Annotated in this window: 28 protein-coding genes; 10 read left to right on the top strand and 18 right to left on the bottom strand. The window is 68.9% G+C overall.

Annotated features, from left to right (window positions below; translation table 11 throughout):
- The first annotated feature begins 54 nt into the window (after window positions 1–54).
- On the top strand, window positions 55–1,737 hold the full coding sequence (locus ABZX12_RS33670) for an ATP-binding cassette domain-containing protein (protein ID WP_355699472.1): 1,683 nt from the start codon (window positions 55–57) through the stop codon (window positions 1,735–1,737).
- Between the two features lie 16 nt (window positions 1,738–1,753).
- Window positions 1,754–3,511, top strand: a complete 1,758-nt coding sequence (locus ABZX12_RS33675; RefSeq protein WP_355699473.1) for a hypothetical protein — start codon at window positions 1,754–1,756, stop codon at window positions 3,509–3,511.
- Here ABZX12_RS33675 and ABZX12_RS33680 read toward each other — a convergent pair.
- Window positions 3,508–4,488 carry a hypothetical protein gene (locus tag ABZX12_RS33680; protein WP_355699474.1) on the bottom strand — a complete coding sequence of 327 codons (981 nt, stop codon included), beginning with the start codon at window positions 4,486–4,488 and terminating at the stop codon, window positions 3,508–3,510. The two genes, ABZX12_RS33675 and ABZX12_RS33680, sit on opposite strands and share 4 nt — an antisense overlap.
- Entirely contained in the window at window positions 4,485–5,033 is a 549-nt protein-coding gene (locus tag ABZX12_RS33685) for a helix-turn-helix domain-containing protein (RefSeq protein ID WP_355699475.1), read from the bottom strand. The genes ABZX12_RS33680 and ABZX12_RS33685 overlap by 4 nt, the downstream gene beginning before the upstream one ends.
- Before the next feature lie 121 nt (window positions 5,034–5,154).
- Here ABZX12_RS33685 and ABZX12_RS33690 point away from each other — a divergent pair, with 121 nt between their 5' ends.
- The gene (locus ABZX12_RS33690) at window positions 5,155–5,610 is read left to right on the top strand and encodes a nuclear transport factor 2 family protein (RefSeq protein WP_355699476.1); all 456 of its coding nucleotides are present in this window, start codon (window positions 5,155–5,157) and stop codon (window positions 5,608–5,610) included.
- 66 nt (window positions 5,611–5,676) lie between these two features.
- Here ABZX12_RS33690 and ABZX12_RS33695 read toward each other — a convergent pair whose 3' ends face one another.
- The 9 genes from ABZX12_RS33695 to ABZX12_RS33735 form a co-directional block, all read right to left on the bottom strand.
- On the bottom strand, window positions 5,677–7,017 hold the full coding sequence (locus ABZX12_RS33695) for a sulfatase-like hydrolase/transferase (RefSeq protein WP_355699477.1): 1,341 nt from the start codon (window positions 7,015–7,017) through the stop codon (window positions 5,677–5,679).
- Window positions 7,018–7,026: 9 nt separating this feature from the next.
- Window positions 7,027–7,854, bottom strand: a complete 828-nt coding sequence (locus ABZX12_RS33700) for a carbohydrate ABC transporter permease (RefSeq protein ID WP_355699478.1) — start codon at window positions 7,852–7,854, stop codon at window positions 7,027–7,029.
- Window positions 7,847–8,695 carry a sugar ABC transporter permease gene (locus ABZX12_RS33705; protein ID WP_355699479.1) on the bottom strand — a complete coding sequence of 283 codons (849 nt, stop codon included), beginning with the start codon at window positions 8,693–8,695 and terminating at the stop codon, window positions 7,847–7,849. The genes ABZX12_RS33700 and ABZX12_RS33705 overlap by 8 nt, the downstream gene beginning before the upstream one ends.
- On the bottom strand, window positions 8,692–9,552 hold the full coding sequence (locus ABZX12_RS33710) for an extracellular solute-binding protein (protein ID WP_355699480.1): 861 nt from the start codon (window positions 9,550–9,552) through the stop codon (window positions 8,692–8,694). Before ABZX12_RS33710 ends, ABZX12_RS33705 begins: the two co-directional genes overlap by 4 nt.
- The gene (locus ABZX12_RS33715; RefSeq protein ID WP_355699481.1) at window positions 9,504–9,956 is read right to left on the bottom strand and encodes an ABC transporter substrate-binding protein; all 453 of its coding nucleotides are present in this window, start codon (window positions 9,954–9,956) and stop codon (window positions 9,504–9,506) included. Before ABZX12_RS33715 ends, ABZX12_RS33710 begins: the two co-directional genes overlap by 49 nt.
- A 43-nt stretch (window positions 9,957–9,999) precedes the next feature.
- Window positions 10,000–11,001 (bottom strand): substrate-binding domain-containing protein, encoded by a 1,002-nt coding sequence (locus ABZX12_RS33720; protein WP_355699482.1) that lies wholly within the window; start codon window positions 10,999–11,001, stop codon window positions 10,000–10,002.
- A gap of 75 nt (window positions 11,002–11,076) precedes the next feature.
- A complete protein-coding gene (locus tag ABZX12_RS33725; RefSeq protein WP_355699483.1) occupies window positions 11,077–11,289 on the bottom strand; it encodes a phospholipase D-like domain-containing protein in 213 nt (70 codons plus the stop codon).
- Window positions 11,290–11,392: 103 nt separating this feature from the next.
- The gene (locus ABZX12_RS33730; protein ID WP_355699484.1) at window positions 11,393–11,524 is read right to left on the bottom strand and encodes a hypothetical protein; all 132 of its coding nucleotides are present in this window, start codon (window positions 11,522–11,524) and stop codon (window positions 11,393–11,395) included.
- Between the two features lie 122 nt (window positions 11,525–11,646).
- Window positions 11,647–12,933, bottom strand: coding sequence for a citrate synthase (locus tag ABZX12_RS33735; RefSeq protein WP_355699485.1), 1,287 nt, complete (start codon window positions 12,931–12,933; stop codon window positions 11,647–11,649).
- A 279-nt stretch (window positions 12,934–13,212) separates the two neighbouring features.
- Between ABZX12_RS33735 and rplM the strand changes: the two genes are divergently transcribed.
- From rplM to glmM, 3 genes are read left to right on the top strand one after another with little or no spacing between them, the layout of a single operon-like run.
- On the top strand, window positions 13,213–13,656 hold the full coding sequence (rplM, locus tag ABZX12_RS33740) for a 50S ribosomal protein L13 (RefSeq protein WP_132318789.1): 444 nt from the start codon (window positions 13,213–13,215) through the stop codon (window positions 13,654–13,656).
- Between the two features lie 35 nt (window positions 13,657–13,691).
- Window positions 13,692–14,213 (top strand): 30S ribosomal protein S9, encoded by a 522-nt coding sequence (rpsI, locus tag ABZX12_RS33745; RefSeq protein WP_141854750.1) that lies wholly within the window; start codon window positions 13,692–13,694, stop codon window positions 14,211–14,213.
- Window positions 14,214–14,220: 7 nt separating this feature from the next.
- A complete protein-coding gene (glmM, locus tag ABZX12_RS33750; protein WP_355699486.1) occupies window positions 14,221–15,567 on the top strand; it encodes a phosphoglucosamine mutase in 1,347 nt (448 codons plus the stop codon).
- A gap of 133 nt (window positions 15,568–15,700) precedes the next feature.
- Here glmM and ABZX12_RS33755 read toward each other — a convergent pair whose 3' ends face one another.
- The 6 genes from ABZX12_RS33755 to ABZX12_RS33780 all read right to left on the bottom strand — a co-directional run bounded on the left by ABZX12_RS33755 (window position 15,701) and on the right by ABZX12_RS33780 (window position 22,309).
- Window positions 15,701–16,501, bottom strand: a complete 801-nt coding sequence (locus ABZX12_RS33755) for an ATP-binding cassette domain-containing protein (RefSeq protein WP_355699487.1) — start codon at window positions 16,499–16,501, stop codon at window positions 15,701–15,703.
- Window positions 16,498–17,343, bottom strand: a complete 846-nt coding sequence (locus ABZX12_RS33760; RefSeq protein WP_355699488.1) for an ABC transporter ATP-binding protein — start codon at window positions 17,341–17,343, stop codon at window positions 16,498–16,500. The genes ABZX12_RS33755 and ABZX12_RS33760 overlap by 4 nt, the downstream gene beginning before the upstream one ends.
- Complete coding sequence (locus ABZX12_RS33765) at window positions 17,340–18,257, bottom strand: ABC transporter permease (RefSeq protein WP_355699489.1); 918 nt, start codon at window positions 18,255–18,257, stop codon at window positions 17,340–17,342. The genes ABZX12_RS33760 and ABZX12_RS33765 overlap by 4 nt, the downstream gene beginning before the upstream one ends.
- A gap of 14 nt (window positions 18,258–18,271) precedes the next feature.
- Window positions 18,272–19,261 carry an ABC transporter permease gene (locus ABZX12_RS33770; RefSeq protein WP_355699490.1) on the bottom strand — a complete coding sequence of 330 codons (990 nt, stop codon included), beginning with the start codon at window positions 19,259–19,261 and terminating at the stop codon, window positions 18,272–18,274.
- Between the two features lie 13 nt (window positions 19,262–19,274).
- Window positions 19,275–20,972 carry an ABC transporter substrate-binding protein gene (locus ABZX12_RS33775; RefSeq protein ID WP_355699491.1) on the bottom strand — a complete coding sequence of 566 codons (1,698 nt, stop codon included), beginning with the start codon at window positions 20,970–20,972 and terminating at the stop codon, window positions 19,275–19,277.
- Window positions 20,973–21,103: 131 nt separating this feature from the next.
- Window positions 21,104–22,309, bottom strand: a complete 1,206-nt coding sequence (locus tag ABZX12_RS33780) for an ROK family transcriptional regulator (RefSeq protein WP_355699492.1) — start codon at window positions 22,307–22,309, stop codon at window positions 21,104–21,106.
- Window positions 22,310–22,382: 73 nt separating this feature from the next.
- Between ABZX12_RS33780 and ABZX12_RS33785 the strand changes: the two genes are divergently transcribed.
- Genes ABZX12_RS33785 through ilvY form a run of 3 tightly spaced genes read left to right on the top strand, consistent with a single transcriptional unit; the run spans window position 22,383 to window position 24,464 of the window.
- Window positions 22,383–23,240, top strand: a complete 858-nt coding sequence (locus ABZX12_RS33785) for a substrate-binding domain-containing protein (RefSeq protein WP_355699493.1) — start codon at window positions 22,383–22,385, stop codon at window positions 23,238–23,240.
- A gap of 10 nt (window positions 23,241–23,250) precedes the next feature.
- Window positions 23,251–23,634, top strand: coding sequence for a RidA family protein (locus ABZX12_RS33790; protein WP_355699494.1), 384 nt, complete (start codon window positions 23,251–23,253; stop codon window positions 23,632–23,634).
- Window positions 23,635–23,636: 2 nt separating this feature from the next.
- Window positions 23,637–24,464 (top strand): HTH-type transcriptional activator IlvY, encoded by an 828-nt coding sequence (gene ilvY, locus ABZX12_RS33795; RefSeq protein WP_355699495.1) that lies wholly within the window; start codon window positions 23,637–23,639, stop codon window positions 24,462–24,464.
- Here the strand turns inward: ilvY and ABZX12_RS33800 are convergent.
- Window positions 24,388–25,452 (bottom strand): LacI family DNA-binding transcriptional regulator, encoded by a 1,065-nt coding sequence (locus ABZX12_RS33800; protein ID WP_355699496.1) that lies wholly within the window; start codon window positions 25,450–25,452, stop codon window positions 24,388–24,390. The two genes, ilvY and ABZX12_RS33800, sit on opposite strands and share 77 nt — an antisense overlap.
- A gap of 177 nt (window positions 25,453–25,629) precedes the next feature.
- Between ABZX12_RS33800 and ABZX12_RS33805 the strand changes: the two genes are divergently transcribed.
- Window positions 25,630–26,859 (top strand): ABC transporter substrate-binding protein, encoded by a 1,230-nt coding sequence (locus ABZX12_RS33805; RefSeq protein ID WP_355699497.1) that lies wholly within the window; start codon window positions 25,630–25,632, stop codon window positions 26,857–26,859.
- Window positions 26,860–26,861 lie beyond the last annotated feature (2 nt).

Below are 26,861 nucleotides of genomic sequence, written 5' to 3' on the forward strand. Positions count from 1 at the left end.
GGGCGTCACGATAACCGCTCGCGTGGGGCTTGCCGGTCCCGTCAGACTGGGGGAATGGGTCACGTGGATGTCGCCGGGATCGGGTACGAGCTGCCGGACGGGCGGGTGTTGCTGGACGACGTCACGTTCCGGGTCGGTGACGGTGCGAAGGTGGCGCTGGTCGGTGCCAACGGCTCCGGGAAGACCACGCTGACCAGGATCATCGCCGGTGACCTGAAACCGCACAGCGGCAGCATCTCGCGGTCCGGCGGGCTGGGCGTGATGCGCCAGTTCGTCGGCTCGGTGCGGGACGAGTCGACCGTGCGGGACCTGCTCCTCGGCGTCGCGCCGGAGGCGATCCAGCAGGCCGCGGCCAAGCTGGACAAGGCCGAGCTGGCGATGATGGAGGCCGACGACGAGAAGACCCAGTTGCGGTACGCGCAGGCGGTCGCGGACTGGGGCGAGGTCGGTGGGTACGACGCCGAGGTCCTCTGGGACGTCTGTACGACGGCTGCGCTCGGCGTGCCGTTCGACCGCTGTCGCTGGCGTGAGGTGAAGACGCTGTCCGGCGGTGAGCAGAAGCGGCTCGTGCTGGAGGCGTTGCTGCGCGGTCCGGACGAGGTGCTGATGCTGGACGAGCCGGACAACTACCTCGACGTACCGGGGAAGCGGTGGCTCGAGGAGCAGCTGCGTGGCTCCGACAAGACCGTGCTGTACATCAGCCACGACCGGGAGCTGCTGGCCAACACCGCCACCCGGATCGTCACCGTGGAGCTCGGCGCCGCGGGAAACACCGCGTGGACGCACGGCGGCGGGTTCGCGACGTACCACGAGGCCCGGCGGCACCGGTTCGAGCGTTTCGAGGAACTGCGCAAGCGCTGGGACGAGGAGCACGCCAAGCTGCGCGCACAGATGCTGATGTACAAGCAGAAAGCCGCGTACAACTCCGACATGGCGTCGCGCTACCGCGCCGCACAGACGCGGCTGCGCAAGTTCGAGGAGGCCGGCCCGCCGCAGGCCCTGCCGCGCGAGCAGAAGGTCAGCATGCGTCTGACCGGCGGCCGCACCGGCAAGCGAGCCGTGGTGTGCACACAGCTTGAGCTGACCGGGCTGATGAAGCCCTTCGACCTGGAGGTCTGGTACGGCGAACGCGTCGCGGTCCTGGGGTCGAACGGCTCCGGCAAGTCGCACTTTCTGCGGCTGCTCGCGAACGGCGGTTCGGATCCGGACGTGGAGCACCAGCCCGTCGGCGACGTCCAGATCGCGTCCGTGGCGCACACCGGCAAGGCGAAGCTCGGTGCGCGGGTGCGGCCCGGCTGGTTCGCGCAGACGCACGAGCACCCGGAGCTGGTCGGCCGGACGCTGTTGGAGATCCTGCACCGCGGTGACGACCACCGGGACGGCATGGGGCGTGAGCTGGCCTCGCGCAAGCTGGACCGGTACGAGCTGGCGCATGCGGCCGAGCAGACCTTCGACAGCCTGTCCGGCGGTCAGCAGGCCCGTTTCCAGATCCTGCTGCTGGAGCTGTCCGGTGCGACTCTGCTGCTGCTCGACGAGCCCACCGACAACCTGGACGTCGAGTCGGCCGAGGCTCTGGAGGAGGGGCTGGACTCCTTCGACGGCACGGTCCTCGCAGTGACCCACGACCGCTGGTTCGCCCGGGGCTTCGACCGTTACCTGGTGTTCGGCGCCGACGGCTCGGTCTACGAGCCCGACGAGCCGGTCTGGGACGAAGGCCGCGTGGAACGGGCACGCTGACCCTTACAGTTCTCTGGTGACAGGCGATACGGCTGCTCGCTGGGCGAGCACTGTGGTGCCGAGCTGGACCTACCGGTGGTTTCTGCCGGTGGTCTGGCTCGGGGCGATCACAGCCTCGTTCATCGGTGACACCGGCCGGTGCTCGGCCGACGACCCGTCGGTCTGCGGCCCGGATCTGACGTTCTCGTTCGGCGTCATCGCCTGCTTCGCGTCGCTGGTCCTCCTGTGGTGGCAGCCGATCGTCGCAGCGCTGGCAGGTGTGCTGTTCATGGTCGTCGACCTCCGGTACGACGACGTCGGCAGCGCGCGGGTCGGCTGGACGATCTACGGCGTGCTGTGCGCCGCGCTGCTGGTCTGGATCTTCAGCAGCCGCCGCAGCCAGCGCTTGCTGTCCGGGCGGCTGCCCCGGCAGCAAGTGCAGGTTCCCCCGGCCGCAGCGATCGGCCTGACCGGCCGGCTGCTCGTCGCTTTCGGCTTGGTGCTGGTCGGCGCCGTCGCGCTCGGCCTGCTGCACTGGATGGACCAGCGCGAGGAGACCCACGTACGACGTGCCGTCGAGCAGATCGCGATCGCGAAGGGCATGAACGACGACGGCGAGCTCGTCCTCCAGTTGCCCGACGGCACCAGCCACGCCGCGTCCGTTCTGGACGACTACGAGATCGGCGCGCAGGTGCCGGTCCTGGTTGACCCCGCCGACGCGCACTGGCTCCGGCTGCGCGCAGAGCCTGCCGACAACACGTACTGGTACACCGTCGCCGGTGGGGCCGGGACACTGGCGTTTCTGTTAGTACTGCGCGACCTCCAGCTCCGCAGGGGCCGCCCGCGCAGGTCGTGGAGCGGACAGGCTCTACCGGTGCGGATCGAGCCGGATGCGTCCTCCGCGTTCGCGGTCCGATCGGCGGATGGTGCCGTTCTGCTGGGCTTTCTCGACGCCGAGTTGGACGACGACGAGAGCGACCTGCGGCTGCTCGACGCCTTCACTGCGCTGGACGAGGACGAGGCGGGTGCGCCGGCCAAGCTCAAGCGGGAGTGGGCGGAGACGCTCAAGCAGTACCGCGGAGACGCACGGCTGGTCGGTGACCTGGTCGAGGGCAGTTGGCCGACGATCGTGTTCGGCGACCAGGTGCTTCGCCCGGTCAGCCCGTTCCGTGCGCCCCGGAGGGTTCCGTGGCGCACCGAGCAGGTCCAGGGCCTGCCGATGGACTTCCCGCCCGACGAGGACACACCGACCGCTGCGCCGGTCGAGCCGGCCCGAGCGGTGCCGACCCTGCCCTGGGAGGTCCCGCTGCAGGCCAGGTCCTGGTGGAGCCTGCCGGCGCTGATCGCCGTACTGCTCGTGGGGCCGCTCGCCGTCGGGGCGTTCGCGAACTGGGGTGAGTGGTACGCCGCGTTCATGGCGACCCTGGTCGGCGCGCAGTCGGTGCATTCGCTCGGCTCACGGGCCATGTTCCGCGTGACTGCGACCGCGACCGACCTGTGGATCCGCACCGGGTGGACCGACCGGCGTCTGTCCTGGCGGACCGTGGAGTCGGTCGAGGTCGAGGACGAGGCAGTGAGTTTGGAAGCGGGGGACGACTGGCACGTCGTCGGCGGCATCGCGGACAAGGACCTGGCCCAAGTCGCCGCAGTGTTCGAGACGCTCCGGCTGCGCTCCCACACCGGCCTGCCGGAGGAGCCCGTCACCAGTCGACCGTCGCCGGTGCTGCTCATCAACGCGGTCTACGTCGCGGTCTGCGGACTCATCCTCGCTCTGACCCGCTGGAACCCGTTCTAGGGCGCCACGCACCAGCCGTCGCGGTACGCCGCCCAGTGCTCGTCAGTTGCCGCGAAGTCGACGTACAAGGCCGGGCCGAAGTTCTGACGGGGCGAGTCGCCCAGACCGAGGCGTGCGCCGCGGACAGCTGCGCTGACTGTCTCTGCGTCGCCCCAGTGCACGGCGTTGTTCTCCCAGTACGCCGGGAGGCCCATCAGGAGGTCTGTGGTCGGCGGAGTGACCTCCAGCGCCAACTTGGTCTGCTTGGCGACATAGCCGCCGTACAGGGACTCCAGAGGCAGTGCGGTGTCGTAGGACATGACGGCGATCTGGTTGACGCGTTCGGCGACCTGACGGAAGTAGTCCTGCGACCACCACTTGTCGACCGGGATCGCATGCAGGTACCAGAGCGGGTCGATCTGCGCCGCGGCGACCGACAACGTCGTACCGAGCGCTCGCGTCTCGTCCAGTACGGCGAGGTACCCCGCGGAGCCGGACCGTACCGGCTCGAAGTCGTAGTGGATACCCTGGAAACCCTGCTGCAGAACGGCGGACGCCGACTCCACGACCCGCCGGCGGACCGCCGCGTCGTCGAGGTTCATGCCCGGGTCCTTGCCCGGTTGGACGACGTCACCGAGCCACGCCTGGACGCGGACGCCGGGGGCCGCGGCACGGACCGCGTCGACGAACCAGCGCGCCTTCGGCGAGACCTTTGCCAACGGCAACGAGCCGTCGTGTTCCAGCGGGCCGGCGTGCACGTACAGGTCGCGGATGCCGGTGCCCTGCAACCGCTGCGCCAGCGCGGTCACGTCGGCGGCGGTCTTCCTGCCGTCGACCCAGGCGTGACCGAGCCACAACGCGTCCTGGTTGCGGGTCCGCGCCGACGGGTCGCCGGTGAACTGCACGCGCAACGAGATCGCGTACGCCCCGAGCGGGAGGATCACGAGCAGGAGCAGGACGACGACGATCTTCAGTGCACGCTCAAGGGCACGCTTCACGGGCGCGGCTTCAGGCCGTCGTAGATCAGCGCGAGCATCCGATCGCGGGTCTCCGCGTCGAGCTTCGCCGCGGTCGCGCCGCGGGACGCTCCGGTTAGCAGCGCGTACACCTCGGGCATCTCGGCATCCGCCCGGACCGCGCCCGCCTTCTGGGCCGCGATCAGCAGCCCATCGAACGCCGCCCGCATCCCGCGGCCGGCCTCCTGCGCCTCCTCACCGGCGGCCGCGCCCGCGGCGGTCAGCGCCTCGGCGATCGCCAGCTTCGACTCGGACTCGGCCACCACCTGGGTGAAGAACTCGAAGAACGCCGTCCCGGGGTCGTCGCTGCCGGTCAGCTCCAGCGCGCGGTCCCGGATCCGCTCCAGGCGGAGCGTCAAGACCGCCTCGAGGAGCTCGGTCTTGGTCGCGAAGTGCCGGAAGACGGTGGCGATCCCGACCCCGGCCAGCTTGGCCACGTCGTCGGTGGACGCCCCCGGCGACCGCCCGAAGACGTCGTCCGCGGCGGTCATGATCCTGGCCCGGTTGTCCCGTGCGTCTGCTCGCACCCCAGCTCCCCTCCGTCGTCCTCAGCCTAGGAGACGCCGCGAACCATCCCCAGGTTGTAAACGAAGTCGTGACTCCATATATTCGAAGTCGTCACTCCGTTTAATCCCCGTGAGGAATCCGATGACGCCTGAAGAGGTCTTCCTGAAGCTGGTGCACGGCGTCGCCGACCGCGACTTCGCCGTGCTGCCGCAGTTGTACGCCGAGCAGACCGACGTCCGGCACCCGATGAACCCGTACGGCGACCACCCGCTGCTCAGCCGGGACGCGCTCCGCGAGCATTTCGGCGGCGTCGGCCCGAAGGTCACCGAGGTGGTGCGCTTCCAGCCCGAGAACATCCGCGTCCACGAGACGACGGACCCCGAGGTGATCGTGGCGGAGTTCGAGTACGCCGGCACGATCCTGGCCACCGGCGAGCCGTTCCGGGTCCCGGCGATCTTCGTCCTGCGCGTCCGCGACGGCCTGATCGTGGAGTCCCGCGACTACATCGACCACCTGGCCATGATCCGCGCCCGCGGCCAGGCCGACGACCTCATCACCCACCTGAAGGAACCGGCAGCCGCTCCGGCCGCGTCGTAGTCCCAGAGGCGCCGAACGGCCCCGGATCGAGACCACACTGTCCGCCCGGGGCCGTTTCCAATCCCGCTACTCCAGCCGGCGGCCGTCCAGCTTCAGGCGGCGGACCGTGGTTTCCGGAAACCGCCCGCGGTCGCGAGGCTCCGGGTACGCCGACACCGTCACGGGCTGTCCTTCGATCCCGGCGATCTCGTCGACGAGCCGGTCCCGCAGCTCGGCGGCTACCTCCTGGTGGTTGATGCTGTCGATCAGGTTGTCGAGCTCGTACGGGTCCGCGTCCAGGTCGTACAACGCCCGCTCGGTGTATTCCGCGGCGCCCGGTACGTCGCCGGCCCCTGGCGCGTGCACGTAGTACTTCCACCGCCGGGTCCGCAGCGCGCGGCCGACCTCGGACTCGCTGACCTGGATCAGCACCGCGTCGCGGCGGGACTCCCGCAGCGGCACACCGTCGAGCTGGTCGGGCAGCTCGATCCCCGCGGCGTCCAGCAGCGTCGGTACGACGTCGACGGTGCTCACCGGTACGGTCACCCGCGAGCCACCGCGGTACCCAGGCCCCTCGACCACCAGCGGCACCCGGACCGACCCGTCGTGAGGTGAGCGCTTGTACTCGCTGTTCCGCGTCTTGAAGTGCGAGCCGTGGTCAGAGGTGTAGAGCAGAAGTGTGTCGTCGGTGAGGTCGAGACTCGCCAGTGCGTCGCGCAGCCGGCCGAGGCATTCGTCCACCCGCTTGATCTGGCCGTAGTACCCGGCCGCGTGCTGGTGCGCCGTACCGGGGAGTGTTGCCAGGTCGGGCGGCAACCACGCGCCGGTGTAGGTGTCGCGATAGACGTCCGGCGCCGGGTAGTCGTCGTGCTCGTTCTGGTGGTGCGGCTCGATCAGCGAGAGGAAGAGCATGAACGGCCGGTCGTCGGCCGACGCGCGGGTGACGTAACGGATGGCGGCGTCGGTCAGCGCGTCCGGGCGGTAGCCGGGCAGGAAGACGGGTTCCCCGTTTCCGTCGTAGACCACCGTCCGATAGGCGTCCGAGGTGAACTCTAGCAGGTTGGACGCCAGCCAGTACTCGTACCCGGCCTGCTCCGCGGCAGGCACCGGATCCTGCGTGCCCAGGTGCCACTTGCCGATGTACGCGGTCTGGTAGCCCGCGTCGCCGAACAGCCGGCCCAGGGTCGGCGCGTCGGTCGGCAACGGAACGTTGTTGCGGAAAACGCCGGTGTTGGTCGGAAACATTCCGGTTTGCATCGCCGCCCGAGCCGGCGCGCACACCGGGTTGGTGGTGCAGGCGGTCTCGAAGAACGTGCCGCGGCGGGCCATCAGGTCGAGGTTGGGGGTCAGCCCGAGAGGGCACCCGGCCGCGCCGACGGTGTCCCAGCGTTGCTGGTCGGTGAAGAAGACGATCACATTGGGGCGCATCAAGCAGTCTCATTTCAGTCCGGACAGGGCGATGCCCGCCACCAGGAACTTCTGGGTGATCACGAAGAAGATCGCGGTCGGCACGAACAGGATCAGCGCGCCGGCGGCGGTCAGGTTCCACTGCGTGAAGTACTCCTGGTTGAACAGGGTCAGACCGATCGGCAGCGTGCGCATCTCGGTGCGGCTGGTGGCGATCAGCGGCCAGAGGAACTCGTTCCACTGGAAGACGAACGTGAACAGGCCGAGCACCGCCAGGGCCGGCTTGCACTGCGGGAGGATCACCCGCAGGTAGATCCGGAACTCGCCGGCGCCGTCCACCCGGGCCGCCTCGATCAGCTCGTCCGGCAGCGGCCGGATGAACTGCCGCATCAAGAAGATGCCGTAGGCATCCATCAGGAACGGCACGATCAGGCCCTGATAGCTGTCGATCCAGCCCAGGCTCGCGAAGATCGAGTAGATCGGCAGCATCCGGACGAAGAACGGCACCATCAGCGTCGACAGCACCGCGACGAACGCGATCCGCTTGCCGGGGAAGTCCAGCTTCGCGAACACGTAGCCGACCAGCGGGTCGAAGACCAGGTGCGAGACCGTGATCGCGCCGGCCATCACGAAACTGTTCACGAAGAACCGCCCGAACGGCGCGGCCTCGAACAGCCGGGTGAAGTTCTGCCACTGCAGCTGATCCGGCCACAGCACCGGGTCCCCGGACTGCACCTCGCCGTCGGACTGCAGCGCGAGCACGATCATGTACAGCAGCGGTAGCACCGTCACCAGGCCGAGCGCGACCAGGACGACGTACGCCGCGACGCGGTCGCCGGGGAAGAGTCGTTCACGCATCGGCCCGGTCTCCGATCCGCAGCTGCACCAGGGACAGGATCAGGACGACGACCAGCAGCAGCAACGAGAGCGCCGACGCGTAGCCGAAGTCGTTGTCGTTGAACGCGACGATGAACAGCCGGTGCGCGTACAGCGAGGTCGCGTTGCCTGGACCGCCGCCGGTGACGATGTACGGCAGCGCGAACTGCTGCAGTGTGCTGATCAGCCCGATGATCGACACGAACAGCGTCGTCGGGGCGAGCAGCGGCAGCGTGATCGCGAAGAACCGCCGCCACGGGCCGGCGCCGTCGATCCGGGCGGCCTCGTAGTACAGGCCCGGAATGCCTTGCAGACCGGCGAGGAACAGCACCATCGTGTAGCCGGCGCTCGACCAGACGGTGATCCCGACGATCGTCGCCAGCGGGTGGGTGCTGAGCCAGGTCTGTCCGGGCAGTCCGGCCGCCTCGAGCAGCCGGTTGAGGATGCCGACCTGCGGATCCAGGATGTTCCGCCAGAGCAGGCCGATGATCGAGACCGACGTCAGGTACGGGATCAGCAGCACCGAGCGGAACAACGTCCGGCCGCGCAGCGACTCGTTGAGGATCACGGCCAGCCCGAGGCCCACCGCCGTACCGACGACCAGGGTCCCGGCCGCGTAGGCGAGCGTGATCAGGAACGAGTGCAGGACCTCCGGGTCACCGAAGGCGCGGGTGAAGTTGCCGAGGCCGGCGAACGCGCCGTCGGCGTCGTACAGGCCGGTCAGCAACTGGTTGCCGATCGGGAGGAAGAACAGCAGGACGAAGAACAGCACGGCCGGGGTGAGGAACAGCCATGCGGTCAGCGCCTGACGGCGACGGATCACAGCGCAGCCCCGGCCTGCTTGCGGAAGTCGTCCAGCGCCGGCCCGACCGGCGCGTGCTGGATGATCATCTGCTGGTAGGCCTTCTTCCACAGCTCGTTGATCTGCGCGGCCTTGCCGCTCGCGGACAGCGCGACATCCTGTTTCGCCACCACCGCAAGGGCCTTGGCGATCGTCGCGAGGTTCGGGTCCGCGGCCACGGCGGGGTCGGCGGCCCAGCTCTTGCGGGGCATCGACATCCCGGCTTCCTTGGTCGCGGCGAGCTCGACCTGCACGGCGGCGAGCTTCGTGATCAGCTCCCAGGACAGCTTCGGGTCCTTGGCCTTCGCCGGGATCATCAGGCCGGAGCCGGCCATCGCGGCGGACTGTACGGTGCCGGTCAGCGGCACGGCGAGACCGAGCTCGATGTCCGGGCTGCCCTGGCGGATCGGGCCGATGTCCCACGGCCCGGAGACGAACATCGCCGCGCGGTTGGCGGAAAACAGTTTCTGCGGACCTGAGTAGTCGGTGGTCGCGACCGGCGCGGGGGAGACCTTGTGGGTGTAGATCAGGTCCTGCATCCACTGCATCGCGTGCAGCGCGCCGTCGGCGGGCATCATGAACTGCTTCGCGCCGGCGTCGCTGAAGTCGACCTTCTGCTGGTTGTAGAACGGCGCCGCGTAGCTCGGGTCCGAGTTCAGCGAGCAGCCGGACACCTTGTCCTTGGTGGTCGCCTTGGCCACCTCGAGGAACTCGTCCCAGGTCGACGGCGGCTTGTCGAACCCGGCCGCGGACAGCAGTTGCTTGTTGTAGAACAGCAGGCCGTTCGCCGTCAGGTGCAGCGGGATCGAGTACGTCTTGCCCTCGTACTGGCGGGCCACGACGGCCTGGTCCAGGAAATCACCCGGAAAACCGAATTCCTTGTCCGCGCCGCGAAATCGTCCAGCGCCAGCACGTTGCCAGCCAGCCCGTACTGCGTTCCGGTGCCGGCGGAAACCTCCTCAACCAGGTCCGGAACGTTTCCGGAACGGAAATCCGCGGTCAGCTTCGTGGTCAGGTCCGGCCACTGGAACTTCTGCCAGTTCATCTGCAGGTCGTGGTCCTTGCCGAACTGGTCGATCACCTCCTTGTAGGCCTGGTACCCGTGGCCGGCGTTCCAGTAGATCGTGAACGTCCGGCTGTCGGCCTTCTGTGAGGCGGGTTTCGCGGGCGAGCAGCCGACGGCGCCGAGAACGGTGGCGCCGAGACCGAGCTGCAGGAACGTGCGGCGATTGACGGAGGGCATGACAAACCTTTCGAACGGCGGCGTGCGGGGAAATGAAGAGCGGTCAGGCGGACGCGCGGCGGTTCAGCACCCAGGGCATCGAGAGCTCCCGGGCCGGGCGCTGCGGATCGTCGATGCGGGCGAACAGCGCCTCGACCATCTCGGTGAAGTCGAGCTGGTGCATGCCGACGCTGGTCAGCGGCGGCTGGGAGTACGACGCCTCCCGGGTGTTGCCGGTACCGATCACGGCCAGGTCGTCCGGCACCTTCACACCCCGGTCGGCCGCGGCCTGGAGGGCGGCGAACCCGCCGCGGTCGGACTCCGAGACGATCGCGTCCGGAGGGTTCGGGGAGTCGAGCAGTTCGCGCACCACCCGGACCGCGTCCTCACGGGCGGCCGCACCGATCCGCACCAGGCCGGGATCCACCTCGCGGCCGGCCCGGCGGAGCGCGTCGACGTACCCCAGGTAGCGGTCCTCGTGGGCGCCGGTGTGGGACAGGAACGCGATCCGGGTGCGGCCGGCGTCGATGAGGTACGTGGTGGCCTCGGCGAGCGCCGTCCGGGCGTTGTTCCGGACGACGTCGACGCCCGGCATGTCGAGGGTGTCGCTGAAGGCCATCAGCGCCCGGGTGGACCGGCGGGCGGCGGTGAGGTCGAGTTCGTCGCTCAGACCGCCGACGAAGATCGCCCCGTCGACGTGGCCACGGGTGATGACCCGCAGTGACTGGGCGGCCCGGTCGAGGCGCCGTACCGGGACCCCGATCACCGAGTAGCCGCGGGTGGCGGCGATGTCCTCGGACTGCGCGGTCAGATGGTCCAGCCACGGTCCGACCGGCGGTGCGTACACGATCGCGATCAACTCCGACCGCTGCCGGCGCAGGCTCCGCGCGGCGGTGTTGCCCTTGTACCCGAGCCGCCGGGCAGCCTCCTCCACCCGCCTCCGCGTCGGCTCGGGGAGCGGCGTGGTCCGGTCCGCGCGGCCGCTCAGCACGTACGAACACGTGGCCACGGAAACGCCCGCGGCCGCAGCCACGTCCCGAAGCGTCGTACGCCCTTCCCTGCTCATGGTGAAAGCATTAACCTGGGTGCAGGAGGCGGTCAATCCCCTTAAGTTGGTTAATTCACTAGAGTTTAACCAGCCTCAGGTGACGACGCCTCCCTTGGCCCAGCCGGTGTCCCGGACGTGCCAGAAGTTCCGCAGGTACTCGTCGTGCACGGTGCGGCCCATCACCCGGACCATGGACTCGTCGGCCTGCCGGAGCGTGGAGTACGAGAAGTTGTGGCTGCCGGTGTAGACCCGCGGCACGATGTCGTCGTCGTACCCGCCGTCGATCAGCAGGTACTTCGAGTGCACCCGGATGTCGATGCCTGGGGCAACGTTGTACGCCTCGTCTGGTCCCAGATACCGAGGTTCGCCGAGGCCTGGTAGACCACCGAGCTCACGTCGGCGCCGGTGCTCAGTCGGTCGACGATGTCCAGGTCGGCCGCGCCGTCGGCGGTGTCCGGCGGACGGCGGACGCGACCGGAGTGACCGGAGCGACCGTGGAAGCGGCCAGCAGGGCGAGCGGGGCGAGTAGGACGTGACGCATGGAAGACCTCCTGTGGGGCGATCAGAAGGATGTTCACTGCTCATGTCATAGTGCCGGAAAGTTCTCTTCCTGAACAGCGGAACGGCCCCCACCGGATGGTCGGGGGCCGTTCGGGGATCAGCTCAGCGGTCGCCCATCGGGACGTACTGGACGCCGCGGGCGCCGGTGTAGATCTGCTTCGGGCGGGCGATCTTCTGGTCGCCGTCGCCGAGCATCTCCAGCCACTGGGCCAGCCAGCCCGAGGTGCGCGGGATCGCGAACAGCACGGTGAACATCTCCGGCGGGAACTGCAGGGCCTCGTAGATCAGGCCGGAGTAGAAGTCGACGTTCGGGTAGAGCTTGCGGGAGACGAAGTAGTCGTCCTCCAGCGCGATCTTCTCCAGCTCGACGGCGATCTTCAGCAACGGGTTGATCCCGGTCACCTCGAAGACGTCGTCGGCGGCCTTCTTGATGATCTTCGCCCGCGGGTCGTAGTTCTTGTAGACCCGGTGGCCGAAGCCCATCAGCCGCTCTTCGCCGTTCTTCACGCCCTCGATGAACGACGGCACGTTGTCGACCGAGCCGATCCGGCGCAGCATCTTCAGCACCGCCTCGTTGGCGCCGCCGTGCAGCGGGCCGTAGAGGGCGCCGATCCCGCCGGCCACCGCGGTGTACGGGTCGACCTGGGTCGAGCCGATCGCGCGGACCGCGTTGGTGGACGCGTTCTGCTCGTGGTCGGCGTGCAGGATGAACAGGATCTCCAGCGCGCGCACCAGCCGGTCGTCGGCGGCGTACTTCGGCTCGCTCATCTTGAACAGCATCGACAAGAAGTTCGCCGTGTAGCTGAGCTCGTTGTCCGGGTAGACGTACGGCTTGCCCTGGGCGTGCCGGAAGGCGAACGCGCCGAGTGTCGGCATCTTGGCGATCAGCCGCCGGATCTGCAGCGCCCGGGACTCCTCGTCGAAGATGTTGCGCGACTCGGGGTAGAAGGTGGACAGCGCGCCGACCGAGGCCAGCAGCATGCCCATCGGGTGCGCGTCGTACCGGAAGCCCTGCATGAAGGTCTTCAGGTTCTCGTGCACGAACGTGTGATACGTCACGTCGTGCGCCCAGGCCTCGTACTCCGCCTTGTTCGGCAGCTTGCCGTTCACCAGCAGGTAAGCCACCTCGAGGTAGTTCGACTGCTCGGCGAGCTGCTCGATCGGGTACCCGCGGTACTCCAGGATGCCCTTGTCGCCGTCGATGAAGGTGACGGAGGAACGGCAGGACGCGGTGTTGACGAAGCCGGGGTCGTAGGTGGCCAGGCCACCGTCGCCGTCGGACGCGCTGATCTGCTTGAGGTCTGCGGCACGGATGGTGCCATCGGTGATGGCAAGGTCGAAGTCCTTGCCGGTCCGGTTGTCCCGGACGGTGAGCGACTGTTCGGTCACAATGCCCTCTTCGGAAGCTGGCGTCATCGCCTGGATGAATGAGGGTAGATCAGCCGGCGGGACGCGGGTTCGGACTGCAATCTTCACCGCTAAACTAGTGCGGTCCTCAGCTGCTTCCAAGCCGGGGTCCCCTCGGCGTGTGGGCTCACTTTGACCCGAACGCGGCGGCGCCGGTATTCTGGGCTGCTGTTGTGCGTTCCAGGTCCAGGACAGACACGTCTGCTGACCGCTCGCCGACGTCCAGTTCTGTTCAACTCTGAGAAACGAAGGTCAACGACCGTGCGCACGTACAGCCCGAAGCCTGCTGACGTCACTCGTGAGTGGCACGTGATCGACGCCACCGACGTCACGCTCGGTCGGCTCGCCGTCCAGATCGCCACCCTGCTGCGCGGCAAGCACAAGCCGACGTTCGCTCCGCACGTCGACGGTGGCGACTTCGTCGTCGTCGTCAACGCCTCCAAGGTGGCCCTGTCCGGCACCAAGCGGACCGACAAGCTGGCGTACCGCCACTCGGGTCACCCGGGTGGTCTGACCGCGACGCCGATCGGCGAGATCCTCGAGAAGGACCCGCGCAAGGCCGTCGAGAAGGCCGTCTGGGGCATGCTCCCGAAGAACCGCCTGAGCCGGAAGCTGCTGACCAAGCTGAAGGTGTACGCCGGTCCGGAGCACCCGCACACGGCGCAGCAGCCGAAGCCGTTCGAGATCACCCAGATCGCCCAGTAAGCGATCGACGAACCAGGTAAACGAGGATTCACAGCGTGAGCGACATCACCACCGAGACCGAAGAGTTCGACCCCGAGGTCCCCATCGACAGCGAGGGCCCGGTCGCCTACACCTCCGAGACCAACCCGGCTCCGGAGCAGCGCGCCGAGACGGGTCGGGTCGCGGTCATCAACCCGGCCGGCGCCACTGGTCGCCGCAAGGAGGCCGTCGCCCGCGTGCGGATCGTCCCGGGCACCGGCAAGTGGAAGATCAACGGGAAGGACCTCGACGTCTACTTCCCGAACAAGGTCCACCAGCAGCACGTGAACGAGCCGTTCGTCGTCGCGGGCCTCGAGGGTTCGTACGACGTGATCGCCCGGATCAACGGCGGCGGCATCACCGGCCAGGCCGGTGCGCTGCAGCTCGGTGTGGCCCGCTGCCTGAACGCGGCGGACCTCGAGGCCAACCGCCCGGGTCTGAAGAAGGCCGGTCTGCTCACCCGCGACGCGCGGATCAAGGAGCGCAAGAAGGCCGGTCTCAAGAAGGCCCGTAAGGCGCCTCAGTACAGCAAGCGCTGATCACCTGATGGGGCGTTTGTTCGGCACGGACGGAGTCCGTGGCCTGGCGAACGTGGACCTGACCGCGGAGCTGGCGCTCGACCTCTCGGTCGCGGCAGCTCACGTACTCGGCGAGGCCGGTGCCTTCGAAGGGCACCGGCCGCGCGCCGTTGTGGGGCGGGATCCGCGTGCCAGTGGAGAGTTCCTGGAAGCCGCCGTGGTGGCCGGTCTGGCCAGCGCCGGCGTCGATGTCGTCCGGCTCGGCGTGCTGCCGACCCCGGCCGTCGCGTACCTGACCGGTTCGACCGGCGCCGACCTCGGCGTGATGCTGTCCGCCAGCCACAACCCGATGCCGGACAACGGCATCAAGTTCCTGGCCCGCGGCGGGATCAAGCTCGACGATGTGATCGAGGACGCCATCGAGGCCCGGATGGGCGAGGAGTGGCAGCGTCCGACGGGCGCCGATGTCGGCCGGGTGACCGACGACGGGCAGGGGTTCGAGACCTACGTCTCGCACCTGGTCCGCTCGGCCCCGAACCGGTTCGACGGCCTGAAGGTCGTGATCGACTGCGCGAACGGCGCCGCCTCGCAGACCGCGCCGGAGGCACTGCGCCGGCTCGGCGCCGAGGTGATCACGGTCGCCGCGGCCCCGGACGGGCTGAACATCAACCTGGACTGCGGATCCACGCACATCGAGGGTCTGCAGCGCGAGGTCGTCGGGCACCGCGCCGACGTCGGTATCGCGCTCGACGGTGACGCCGACCGCTGCCTGGCGGTGGACGCGAACGGCGAGCTCGTCGACGGCGACCAGATCCTCGCGGTGCTGGCGCTGGCGATGCGGGACAGCGGCCGGCTGTCGAACGACACCGTCGTCGCGACCGTGATGAGCAACCTCGGGTTCGTGCAGGCGATGGTCCGGGAGCAGATCGCGGTCGAGCAGACCAAGGTCGGCGACCGGTACGTGCTCGAGGCGATGAAGGCCGGCGGCCACAAGCTCGGCGGTGAGCAGTCCGGGCACGTGATCCTGTCCGACCACGCCACCACCGGCGACGGCACGCTGACCGCGGTGATGCTGCTCGCGCGCGTGGCCCAGACGGGCAAGAGCCTGGCCGACCTGGCCGGCGCGATGACCCGCCTGCCGCAGGTCCTGGTCAACGTGAAGAACGTGGACAAGTCCCGCGCGGGCACCGACCCCACGGTCCAGTCCGCCGTCACCGAGGCCACCACCCGCCTCGGCGACACCGGCCGGGTCCTCCTCCGCCCGTCGGGCACCGAGCCGCTCGTCCGGGTCATGGTGGAGGCCGAGTCCTCTGACACCGCGCACGAGATCGCCCACTCCCTCGCGGACGTGGTCGCCTCCTCGCTGAAGCTCTGACGACCCGAAGGACGCCGGAGAACCGAACGGTTCCCCGGCGTCCTTTGCGTTCTCGACGCTCCACTTTGTGCACCGGATCCGTGGCGCGCGGCCGTTTTCGTACGGATCCCGTGCACAAAGTGGGGCAAGGGGACTAGTGGCGGAGTTGGGCGAGGCGGCGTTCTGGGGCCGGGGCGGCTTCGGCGAGGAGCTGGGTGTACTCGTGCTGCGGGTTGAGGATGACCTCGTCGGCGGGGCCGTGTTCTACGACTGCGCCGTGGTGGAGGACCATGATCTCGTCGCTGAAGTGGCGGGCGGTGGCGAGGTCGTGGGTGATGTAGAGGACGCCCAGGTTCTCCTCGCGCTGCAACGTCGCCAGCAGGTTGAGCACGCCCAGGCGGATCGAGACGTCGAGCATCGACACCGGCTCGTCCGCGACCAGGATCACCGGCTCGGGCGCCAGGGCTCGGGCGATCGCGACCCGTTGGCGTTGACCGCCTGACAGCTCGTGCGGCTTGCGGTGCGCGAAGTCCTCGTCGAGCCGGACCCGGCGCAGGAGCTCGAGGACCCGCTCGTCGACCTCGTCCCGGCTGAAAGCGGGGTGGTGGAGCTTGACCGGGCGGCCCAGGTGGTGCGCGATCGAGTGGTACGGGTTCAGCGACGCGAAGGGATCCTGGAAGACCATCTGGACGGCCTTGCGGTACGTCGCCGCCGCCGCGCCGCGGTACTGCATCGGCTTGCCGTCCACCAGGATCTGGCCGGACGTCGGCCGCTCCAGCTGGAGCAGGAGCTTGGCGATCGTCGACTTGCCGGAGCCGGACTGGCCGACCAGTGCGATCGTCCGGCCGGGCTGCAACTCGAAGCTGACCTGGTCCACCGCCCGCAGGCGCTTGCTCTGCAGCCCGTTCCGCAGCCGGTACTCCTTCACCACCTCGCGCATCTCGAGCGCACTCATCCTGCCTCCTCGTCGATCGCGCCGGTCCTGACGAAACCGCCGCGGTCCCCGGTCAGGCTCGGGAACGACGACAGCAATCGCTTCGTGTACGGGTGTTGCGGCCTCGTGTAGAGCGTCAGCGCGTCGTCGAGCTCGACGATCAGCCCGTCCCGCATCACCGCGATCCGGTCGCTGATCTCGAGCAGCAGCGGCAGGTCGTGGGTGATGAAGACGACCGCGAACCCGAGCTCGGCGCGCAGCCGGGTGATCTCGCGCAGGATCTCCCGCTGGACGACGACGTCGAGCGCGGTGGTCGGCTCGTCCATGATCAGCACCTGCGGCTCGAGCGCCAGCGCCATCGCGATCATCACGCGTTGCCGCATGCCACCGGACAGCTCGTGCGGGTAGGCGCGCAGCCGGTCCCGCTCCACCCCGACGCGCTCGAGCAGCCGGCCGCAGCGTGCGCGGCGCTCCGTCTTGCTCAGCTCGGGCCGGTGCGTGATGAAGACGTCTTCGAGCTGCTCGGAGATCCGCAGGACCGGATTGAGCGAGTTCATCGCGCCTTGGAAGACCATCGCGATCTTGTCCCAGCGGAACGCCCGCAGGTCGTCCCCGGCCAGCGACGACAGGTCGATGTCGTAGCCCTCGCGGGACGAGAACACCACGCGTCCGCCGGTGATCTGCGCGGGCGGTTTCAGCAACCGGGTGATCGCGTAGGCCAGCGTCGACTTCCCGCAGCCGCTTTCACCTGCCAGGCCGAGGATCTCGCCGCGTTCCAAGCTCAGGGACACGTCGCGGACGGCGTGCACGGTGGTCTCGGCCAGGTAGTCGATGCTCAGGTTCTCGATACTCAGGACCCTCATGCCTTCACGCTCCACTTGTTGCGTTCGGCACGCGTCTGCGAGCGCAGCTTCGGGTTGATGATCTCGTCGATGGAGAAGTTGATCAGCGACAGCGCCGCCCCGAACAGGGCGATCGCCAGGCCCGGCGGCGCGAACCACCACCAGGCGCCGAGGCGCAGCGCCAGGCCGTTCTGCGCGTAGAACAGCATGGTTCCCCAGGTGAAGGACCCGGACGCGCCGAGCCCGAGGAACGACAGGCCGGCCTCGCCGAGGATCGCGAAGATCACCGCGAACACGACCTGCGAGGCGAGCAGCGGGATCAGGTTCGGCAGGATCTCGACGAGCAGGATCCGCCAGCGCTTCTCGCCGCCGATCCGGGCCGCGAGCACGTAGTCGCGGCTGCGGACGCTGAGCGTGAAGCCGCGCAGCACGCGGGCGGATCCGGCCCAGCTGGTGATCGCGAGCACGGCGGCCACCAGCCAGATCGACTTGTTCGGCACGTAACTGGAGATCACGATCACCAGCGGCAGGCCGGGGATCACCAGCATGATGTTCGTGAACAGCGAGAACGCCTCGTCGGTCGCGCCGCCGACGAACGCGCCGACGACCCCGAAGAACGCCGACAGCAGCAGCGTGATCGCCCCGACCACGACGCCGATGATCAGTGAGCCGCGGGTGGCGTACGCGAGTTGGGCGAAGACGTCCTGGCCGCTCTGGGTGGTGCCGAGCAGGAAGCCGTTGCCGGGCGCGGTCAGCCCGATGTCCCGGACCGTCGACGGGTTGCCGACGAGCAGCGGACCGAGGACGCCGAACAGGACGATCAGCCCGGCGACGGCCAGGCCGACCGCGAGCTTCAGGGTCAGCGGCGGCCAGGCCCGGCGGCGCACCGGCGCCGACTGCTCGACGGCGGCCGCCCCTTCAGTGGTGATTGCCATTCAGGAGCCCCTTCTCAGGACCGCGCACGGGTGCGGGGGTCGATGACGCCGTACAGGAGGTCGACGAGCAGGTTCGCGCCGAGGACGGCGAGCGTGATGATCAGGAACACCGCCTGCATCAGCGCGTAGTCGTTGTTGTTGACGGCAAGCAACAGCGCGGAGCCGATGCCGGGGTAGGTGAAGACCGCCTCGGTGACGATCGATCCGGCGACCACGAACCCGAGCGAGATCGCGAATCCCGACACCGACGGCAGGATCGCGTTGCGGGCGACGTACCGGGACCGGATCCGGCGCGCGGTCAGCCCCTTCGCCTCGGCGGTGACGACGAAGTCCTCGGACAACGTCGAGACCATCATGTTGCGCATCCCGAGCATCCACCCGCCGATCGACGAGATCACGATCGTCAGCGCCGGCAGCGCCCCGTGGTACAGCACCGACTGCACGAACGGGAGGCTCCAGCCCGGCGTCACGGAGTACACGTCGTACCCGCCGGTCAGCGGGAAGACGGGCCAGGTGCTGCCGAGCAGGAAGAGCAGCAGCAGCGCGAGCCAGAAGTACGGCACCGACTGCAGCATCGTGGTGACCGGGATCAGGCTGTCGACCCAGGAACCGCGCCGCCAGCCGGCGGCGCGTCCCAGCAGGATCCCGACGGCGAACGAGATCACCGTCGCGAGACCGATCAGGCCGACGGTCCAGGGGAGTGTCTGGCCGATGACCTGGGAGACCGGGGCGGGGAAGTACGCGATCGACGTCCCGAGGTCGCCTTTGACCAGTTGGTGCAGGTACGTCCAGTACTGGTCCCACAGCGACGAGTTGGTGTCGGTGCCGAGCAGTGCCTGGATCGCGTCCCGCGTCGTCGGGGTGACCGGGCCTTTGGTCGCCAACTTCGACAGCATCAGGTCGACCGGGTTCCCCGGCATCAGCCGGGGAATCAGGAAGTTCAGGGTCAGGGCCGCCCACAGGGCGGCGACGTAGAAGGCCAGTTTTCGCAGCAGATAGCGCACGGCGGACCCGCGCTCAGCTGGCGGGCTTGATGGTCTTGAGGACGATTCCGGCGTCCCACGCCTTCCAGGCCGCGGGCAGGACGTACATGTTGTCCTTGGTCGGCCAGCCGGTGGCGCGGGAGGTGTTGAACTCGGTCAGCATCGAGTTCACGTAGACCGGGATGTAGGGCAGCTGGTCCGCGATGACGGTCTGGATCTTCGCGTACTCCGCCTTCTGCGCGGCCTTGTCCGTCGTCCCGGCGGCGACCTTGAGCGCGGCGTCGACGGCCGGGTTCGAGAACCGCGACTGGTTGCCGGCGGTCGCGGTCTTGCCCACCGGCGCGGTGTTCACCGTGGCGAGCTTGCCGTCGTAGGTGAAGTACGGGTTCGTAGAGGCGCCGAGACCGACGGAGTCGAGCGAGAGCTGGAACTTCCCGTTGGTCTGCGCGGCGTTCCACTCGTTCCAGGAGACCTGACTGGGCTTGAGCTCGATGCCGACGGCGGCGAGGTGCTGCTTGAGCGTGTCGTTGATCGAGATGTAGTCGCTCCAGCCGGTCACGGTCTGGACCGTCAGCGACAGCCGCTTGCCGCCCTTGGACCGTACGCCGTCACTGCCCTTCGTCCAGCCGGCCGCGTCGAGGACCGTGTTCGCCTCGGCGGTATCGGGTGCCTGCGGCAACTTCGCCTTCGCCGCGTCCGCGATCCATTCGTCGTCGCGACCGGGCAGCAGCAGGGTCGGCGAGCCGACACCCGCGACGCCACCGCCGGCGAGCTTGGCCAGCTGCTCGCGGTTCATGGCGAGGTAGATGGCCTTGCGGACGGCCGGGTCGGTCTGCGGTCCGGCACACCCGAGCTGGGCGTTGGAGCACGTCACGATGACGGTCGTCATCACGGGCGAGTTGACGTAGGTCAGGTTCTTGCCGGACTTGATGATGTTGTCGATGCCGGGCAGGTAGGCGCTCGCCCAGTCGACCTTGCCCGCCACGAGCGCGGCGCTGGCAGCGTCCGCGGAGCTCACCGGGAGGTAGCGCACCTCCTTGATCTCGGGCTTGCCCTGTTCCCAGTACTGGTCGTTCTTCGTCAGCACGAAGCTCTGCGGCGTGTACGACTTCACCTTGAACGGCCCGGTGCCGACCGGGTTCTTGTTCAGGTCGGTCGTCGGGTCCTTGATGTCCTTCCAGATGTGCTCGGGCACGATCGCCTGGTTGGCGAGAACGGCCGGCTCCTGCATCAGGGACTTCGACTTGAACGTCAGTACGGCGGTGTCGTCGGCGGTCGCCTTCGCGGTGGCGGCCAGGCCCGACGGGTTCAGCGCGGGAGTCTTCGCGACCAGGTTGAACGTGAACGCCACGTCCTTGGCGGTGAACGGCTGACCGTCGTTCCACTTCACGTCGTGGCGGGTCTTGATGGTGAGCTCGGTGCCGGCGGCGTTCCACGAATAGCCCGTGGCGAGCACCGGCGTCGGATCCGACTGCTTCGCGAAGTTGTACCAGTACAGCGGCTCGTAGATGACGCCCAGCGTCGGCTGCAGCGCGGTGGTGCTGAACGGGTTGAAGTTCTCCGCGGTGATGTCGCCGGCCGCGACGGTGACGGAGGCGTCCTTCGTGGCTGCCTGCCCACCGCCGGCGGCGGCGCCGTCGCAGGCGGTGATCAGGAGAGCGGTGGCTGTCGCGACGGCCGCGGCGCTCACCAGGCGCCGCGTCCTCGTACGGTCCTTCGGGTTCCGGAGCATTGATCGTCCTTTCCGCACGTCACCCCGGCACCCGCCAGGGAAGCTGGCGGTAACTTAGTTCGCCTAATAAACATAAGACAAGACGTTGGTCAGTAACGGTTTGACCGCGCAGGGTGGAGCAGAGGGGATGTCTAGGCGGAGACGGTGCCCGAGCGGAGCATCATCAGGGCCGCGCCGATCGCGGCGGCGTCGTGGCCGCGCTCGTCGAGGACCACCTCGGTGTTCACGGCCCGGCCGAACGCGGAGCTCTGGATCCGCTCCTGGATGATCGGCAGGTAGATCGTCCCGGCGACGGCGAACGCCGGCCCGGTCAGCACCAGCAGCTGGACGTCGTACATATTGGTGATCGTCTGCGCGCCGAGCGCGAGCCAGGACGCGGAGTCGCGCAGGATCGCCTCGGCCCGGGAGTCGCCGGTCAGCGCGAGCCGGGCGATGGCCGCGAACGCCGCCACCCCGGTACGGCGCTGGGAGCCGAGGTCGAGCCCGGCCGCGCGGGCCTTGGCGACGACCGTCGCGGGCCCGGCGATCGCCTCCAGGCAGCCGGTGCTCCCGCACCAGCACCGCGGGCCGCCGATCTGGACGCAGACGTGCCCGACCTCGCCGGCGTTGCCGTGCGCACCCTGGTAGACGTGGCCGTTCAGCCGCAGGCCGGACCCGATGCCCTCGCTCATGAACAGCGCGGCCATCACCGAGACGTCGTGGCTGGTGGTGAGCCGGGTGCCGGCGGCGGCCGCGGTGGCGTCGTTCTCCAGCAGCGCCGGCAACTGCAGGCGTTCCTCCAGACGCCGGCGGATCGGGAAGTCGACCCAGTGCGCCATCGACGGCGGGGCCGACGTGACGCCGCGGTTGCGGATCAGCGGCCCGGGACAGACGAAGCCGAGCCCGAGAACGAGCGAGGAGTCGATCCCCGATCGCTCGATCAGCTCGGTGGTCTCGGTCGCGATCCTGGCCACGACCTGCTCCGGGTCGCTCGCCTCGCCCGGCCCGTCGCGCCGCCACCGAGCCACCACCCCGCCGGCGTAGTCGACCAGCACGTACGTCAGGCTGTCGGCGCTCAGGTGGACGCCGACGACGTACCGGGCCGCCGCCCTGATCCGGAGCAGGGTGCGCGGTTTACCGCCGGTGGACGAGCCGCGGCCGGCCTCGTCGACCAGCCCGTCGTCGATCAGCCGTCGGACCACCGTGGTGACCGACGGGGCGGTGAGGCCGGTGATCTGGGTGAGTTCCACCCGGCTGACCGTGCCCGCGGAGCGGATGCTGTCCACAATGAGGGCACGGCTGTTCGTCGGTGCCGGGTCGTAGCCCGGTGATCGCGACGCGTCGCTGACCTGCTGCATCGGAACATCCGCAATCTGTCGAGTTAGTTAGGTCTGTGAATATAGTGGCTTCGATGGCCTTGGAGGGCAGTTTATGGGGGACCTGACGTCGCGCGAGCGGATCGCGGGGCTGGTGCTGGCGCGTCCCGGGCGGTTGCTCGGCATGGAGCCGTTCATGGCCGATGTCGTGCAGGGGATCGAGGAGGTCTTCGACGGCCGGCGGGTGAGCCTGCTGATCGAGTTCGCGGCCGACACCGCCGAGGAGATCGAGATCTGGCGGCGCTGGGTGCCGAACCGGCACGTCGACGGCATCGTCATGGTCGACCTGCGGACCAAGGACCCCCGGCTCGCCGAGCTCGAGCGGCTCGGGGTGCCGGCGGTGCTGCTCGGCGGGCCCGAGCTCGAGGCCCCGATCACCAACGTGCTGGTCGACAACGCCGAAGGCGCCCGGGCCGCCGTACGGGCGCTCGCGGACCTCGGCCACCGCGACATCGCGCGGGTCAGTGGTCCGCGCGACATGCTGCACTGCCAGGCGCGCGACGACGCGTTCATGGCGACCTGCGCCGAGCAGGACGTCGACGGCCGCGTCATCGAGGGCGACTACTCCGAGGACGCGGGCCGGGATGCGACGCGGCGGCTGTTGACCGGCAGCCGGGTCCCGACGGCCGTTGTCTACGACAACGACCTGATGGCGATCGGCGGTCTCGCCGTGGCGAAGGAGTTGGGTGTCGCCGTCCCCGGCCAGCTGTCGGTGATCGCGTGGGACGACACCGCGGTCGCCCGGCTGGCCACTCCGCCGCTGAGCGTCGTGACGGTCGACGTGCACGGTCTCGGCACGATCGTCGGCGAGGCGATCCTCGCGGTGATGGACGGCGGCGACGTCACGACGTACCAGGTCCCGAAGCCGACCATCCGGCTGGCTGGCTCGACCGCGCGGCCCGCGGTTGCCTAGCGTTCGGGGTATGACTGAGCGACGGGCGATTCTGAGCGGTTCGACGTTCGAGGAGCAGATCGGGTACGCGCGCGCCGTGGTGGACGGCGACTGGGTGCACGTCTCGGGGACGACGGGCTTCGACTACTCGACGATGACGATCGCGGACGACGTGGTGGCGCAGGCCGAGCGTTGCATCGTGAACATCGCGGACGCCCTGAGGGCGGCGGGATGCTCGCTGGACGACGTCGTCCGGGTGCGGTACATGCTGCCCGAACGGGACGACTTCGAGCCGTGCTGGCCGACGCTGCGGCGCGCGTTCGGCGAGATCCGCCCGGCCGCCACGATGCTGGTGTGCGGCCTGTCCGACCCGCGGATGAAGATCGAGATCGAGGCCTACGCCCGCCGGAGGTGACCGTGGAGCACCGGGAACTGGAGCTCTTCCTGCATCTCGCGCGCACCCTCAACTACGGCCGGACGAGCCTGGAGTGCCATGTCAGCGCGGCCACCCTGACCCGGACGATCCAGCGCCTGGAGACGCGGGTCGGCGCCCAGTTGCTTGATCGCGGGCCACGGGGCGTCGTGCTGACCGCCGAGGGGCGACGCTTCACGACGTACGCCGAGCAGGCGCTGGAACTGTGGGCGGACTACCGGTCCGGCTCCGCCGAGCCGGCCGGTCTCACCGGTGAGCTGCGCATCTTCGCCACTGTCACCGCCTGCCAGACCCTGCTGCCGGACCTGTTGGCGCCACTGCGCGCGGAACACCCGCAGATCCGCCTCGCCCTCCGTACCGGCGACGCGGCCGCCGCGCTCGCCCGCTTGGACGAGGGCGAGGTGGACGCCGCGGTGGCGGGCATTCCCCGGCGCCTCCCGCAATCGTTGGTCACCCGAACGGTTGCCGTCACCGACCTGATCCTCGTCAAGGCCCGCGGCAGCGCCGCCGACGGCCCGTACGTCGTGCCCGCCCGGGGTCTGGTCCGCGACAACGCGTTCCGCTGGTTCCGCAGGAGCGGTGTGAAGCCGGTGATCGCCGCCGAGCCGGACGGGCACGAGGCGCTGCTCGCCCTGGTGGCGCTGGGATGTGGCGTCGGCGTCGTACCGCGCCTGGTCCTCGAGTCGTCGGCCGTCCGCGATCAGCTGACCGAGCTGCCGGCCGAGCTGGAACCGCTCACGATCGGGCTTTGCGCGCGCCGCGCCGACCTGCGCCGGCCTTTGGTCGCGGCGCTCTGGGACCTGCGACCGTAGCGCCCGCGAACAGCTTCGCCGGCACCAGCTGCGGTGGCAGCGGGGCCTCGCCCTCGAGCTGACGGAGCAGGGCTTCGGTGCCGAGCTGGCCGAGTTCGGGGCCGGGCGTACGCATCATCGTGAGCTCGGGATCGCTCATCACGGCGGTCTCCGGGACGGTCAGCAGCGACAAGACCGAGATGTCACCAGGGATGTCGTGGCCGGCGCGCTTCAGGCCGGAGACGACGCCGAGCGCGGCGTACTCGTTGAGGACCAGGACCGCGGTCGTGCTGGGGTGCTCGGCGAGCATGCGTTCGACGGCCGCCTTCCCGGCCTGGGTGGTATCGGAGCACGGTACGACGACCACCGGCAGGCCGTACGACGCGGCGACGCGACGGTACGCATCCTCGGTCCGCACCCAGGGGCCGTAGGCGTGGAACCGCGGATCCTCCAGATCGCCGGAGATCAGGACGAGCTCGCGATGCCCGAGGTCGTACAGGTGCTTGACCGCGTCCTCGACGGTGGTGTCGAAGTCGATGTCGACGTGTGACAGGCCGTCGAGCTCGGTCGTCCGCCCGATCAGCGAGAACGGCGTCCCGGCCTGACGCAGTACGTCGATCCGCGGGTCGTCGAGCTGCACCTCCATCAGGACGACGCCGTCCACCAGGCCCTGCCCCAGCAGCTCCCGGAGCTCGACGCCGTCGTTGCCGACAGGCCACAGCACCAGGTGGTAGTCCTGCTTGCGGGCGGCCTCGGCCGCGCTGGTGAAGAACTCCGCGGTGGACATCCCGAACCGGTGCTCGAGGGCCGGGTAGGCCATCGCGACGATGTGCGTGCGCTTGCTGGCCAAGGCCCGGGCGACCACGTTGCGCCGGTAGCCGAGCTCCAGCATCGCCTGCTCGATCCGCGCCCGGGTCGCGGCCGTCACCGGTTTGGTGTCGTTGAGCAGGAACGAGACGGTCGCGATCGAGACCCCGGCCCGCTGAGCGACGTCGCGCATCGTGACCATCGATCGACCCCCTTCTGAGGGTGCAGGGTACTCAAGCACCCTCTGAACCCTTGACAGCGGTGTGACGTACGGAACATAGTCCTTCAACACCTCAGTTAAGCGGTTTACCGCCAAATCCACAACATCCGCCCCAGTTCCTCCGTCCATCGGTTAAACGCTTTGAAGGAGTCCGATGTCATGATCAGCAAGCGGATCGCCGCCGCGCTGGCGGGTGCGACGACGGTGTCGCTCCTGCTGGTCGCCTGCGGTGACAACGGCGGCGGCCAGTCGTCCGCATCCGGCGACAGCGTCAAGAGCCTCACGGTCCTGGACTACTACAACAACGACCCGGACAAATCCCTTGTGCAGAAGGGACTTGACTCCTGCGCGTCCCAGCTCGGCATCACCATTCAACGGGAGACGGTGCCTGGTGACACCTTGATCCAGAAGGTGCTGCAGCAGGCCTCGTCGAAGACTCTGCCGGACGTGCTGATGCTCGACAACCCCGACGTCCAGCAGATCGCCGCGACCGGCGCGCTGGCGCCGCTGAACGACATGGGGCTCAGTGGCGACGGCGTGATCAAGGGGATGGTCGACGCGACGTCGTACGACGGCAAGCTCTACGGGCTCGCGCCGGTCACGAACACGATCGCGCTGTTCTACAACAAGGACATGCTGGCCGAGGCCGGCGTGCAGCCGCCGAAGACCTGGGAGGAGCTGAAGGCGGCCGCCGCGAAGCTCACCAAGCCCGGTCGTTACGGGATGGCCTTCAACGCGAACGCGACGTACGAGGGCTCGTGGCAGTTCCTGCCGGCGATGTGGACCAACGGCGGCGACGAGACCGACCTGACCAGCCCGCAGGTGGCCGAGGCGCTGCAGTTGTGGGTGGACCTGGTGAAGTCCGGGTCGGCGTCGAAGAGCGTGATCAACTGGACCCAGGGCGACGTGAAGGACCAGTTCGTGGCCGGCAAGGCGGCGATGATGGTCAATGGCCCGTGGCAGATCCCGGCGCTGCAGAAGACCCCGAACGTCAAGTGGGACGTCGTCACGTTCCCGCTGAACAAGCCGGACCAGACCCCGGTCGCGCCGCTCGGCGGCGAGGCGTGGACGGTGCCGCTGAACAAGGACCAGGCCAAGCAGCAGAAGGCCGCCGACTTCGTGAAGTGCCTGAACTCGGACGAGAACGAGCTGGCCTGGGCGAAGGCCCGCTTCACCCTCCCGACCAAGCTGTCGCTGCTCGACCAGTACGCCAAGGACGTCCCGTCGATGAAGGCGTTCGCCGAGCAGGTGAAAACCGCCCGGGCCCGGACCGGCAAGCTCGGCGACAAGTGGCCGGACGCCGCCAAGGTGATCTACCAGGCGATCCAGTTGGCGCTGACCGGTAAGGCCTCGGCCCAGGACGCCTTCAAGCAGGCCTCCGGCGGCTGACG

It is taken from the genome of Kribbella sp. NPDC003505 (assembly GCF_040610875.1).
In the GTDB taxonomy this organism is placed as follows: Bacteria; Actinomycetota; Actinomycetes; order Propionibacteriales; family Kribbellaceae; genus Kribbella.

What these genes read in the sequence shown, in the direction of transcription:
- ABZX12_RS33670 (WP_355699472.1), top strand. Translation starts at nt 55, where the DNA reads ATGGGTCACGTGGATGTCGCCGGGATCGGGTACGAGCTGCCGGACGGG.
- ABZX12_RS33690 (WP_355699476.1), top strand. Translation starts at nt 5,155, where the DNA reads ATGACGCCTGAAGAGGTCTTCCTGAAGCTGGTGCACGGCGTCGCCGAC.
- ABZX12_RS33695 (WP_355699477.1), bottom strand. Translation starts at nt 7,017, where the DNA reads ATGCGCCCCAATGTGATCGTCTTCTTCACCGACCAGCAACGCTGGGAC.
- ABZX12_RS33700 (WP_355699478.1), bottom strand. Translation starts at nt 7,854, where the DNA reads ATGCGTGAACGACTCTTCCCCGGCGACCGCGTCGCGGCGTACGTCGTC.
- ABZX12_RS33715 (WP_355699481.1), bottom strand. Translation starts at nt 9,956, where the DNA reads ATGCCCTCCGTCAATCGCCGCACGTTCCTGCAGCTCGGTCTCGGCGCC.
- ABZX12_RS33720 (WP_355699482.1), bottom strand. Translation starts at nt 11,001, where the DNA reads ATGAGCAGGGAAGGGCGTACGACGCTTCGGGACGTGGCTGCGGCCGCG.
- ABZX12_RS33730 (WP_355699484.1), bottom strand. Translation starts at nt 11,524, where the DNA reads ATGCGTCACGTCCTACTCGCCCCGCTCGCCCTGCTGGCCGCTTCCACG.
- glmM (WP_355699486.1), top strand. Translation starts at nt 14,221, where the DNA reads ATGGGGCGTTTGTTCGGCACGGACGGAGTCCGTGGCCTGGCGAACGTG.
- ABZX12_RS33755 (WP_355699487.1), bottom strand. Translation starts at nt 16,501, where the DNA reads ATGAGTGCGCTCGAGATGCGCGAGGTGGTGAAGGAGTACCGGCTGCGG.
- ABZX12_RS33760 (WP_355699488.1), bottom strand. Translation starts at nt 17,343, where the DNA reads ATGAGGGTCCTGAGTATCGAGAACCTGAGCATCGACTACCTGGCCGAG.
- ABZX12_RS33765 (WP_355699489.1), bottom strand. Translation starts at nt 18,257, where the DNA reads ATGGCAATCACCACTGAAGGGGCGGCCGCCGTCGAGCAGTCGGCGCCG.
- ABZX12_RS33775 (WP_355699491.1), bottom strand. Translation starts at nt 20,972, where the DNA reads ATGCTCCGGAACCCGAAGGACCGTACGAGGACGCGGCGCCTGGTGAGC.
- ABZX12_RS33780 (WP_355699492.1), bottom strand. Translation starts at nt 22,309, where the DNA reads ATGCAGCAGGTCAGCGACGCGTCGCGATCACCGGGCTACGACCCGGCA.
- ABZX12_RS33785 (WP_355699493.1), top strand. Translation starts at nt 22,383, where the DNA reads ATGGGGGACCTGACGTCGCGCGAGCGGATCGCGGGGCTGGTGCTGGCG.
- ABZX12_RS33790 (WP_355699494.1), top strand. Translation starts at nt 23,251, where the DNA reads ATGACTGAGCGACGGGCGATTCTGAGCGGTTCGACGTTCGAGGAGCAG.
- ABZX12_RS33800 (WP_355699496.1), bottom strand. Translation starts at nt 25,452, where the DNA reads ATGGTCACGATGCGCGACGTCGCTCAGCGGGCCGGGGTCTCGATCGCG.
- ABZX12_RS33805 (WP_355699497.1), top strand. Translation starts at nt 25,630, where the DNA reads ATGATCAGCAAGCGGATCGCCGCCGCGCTGGCGGGTGCGACGACGGTG.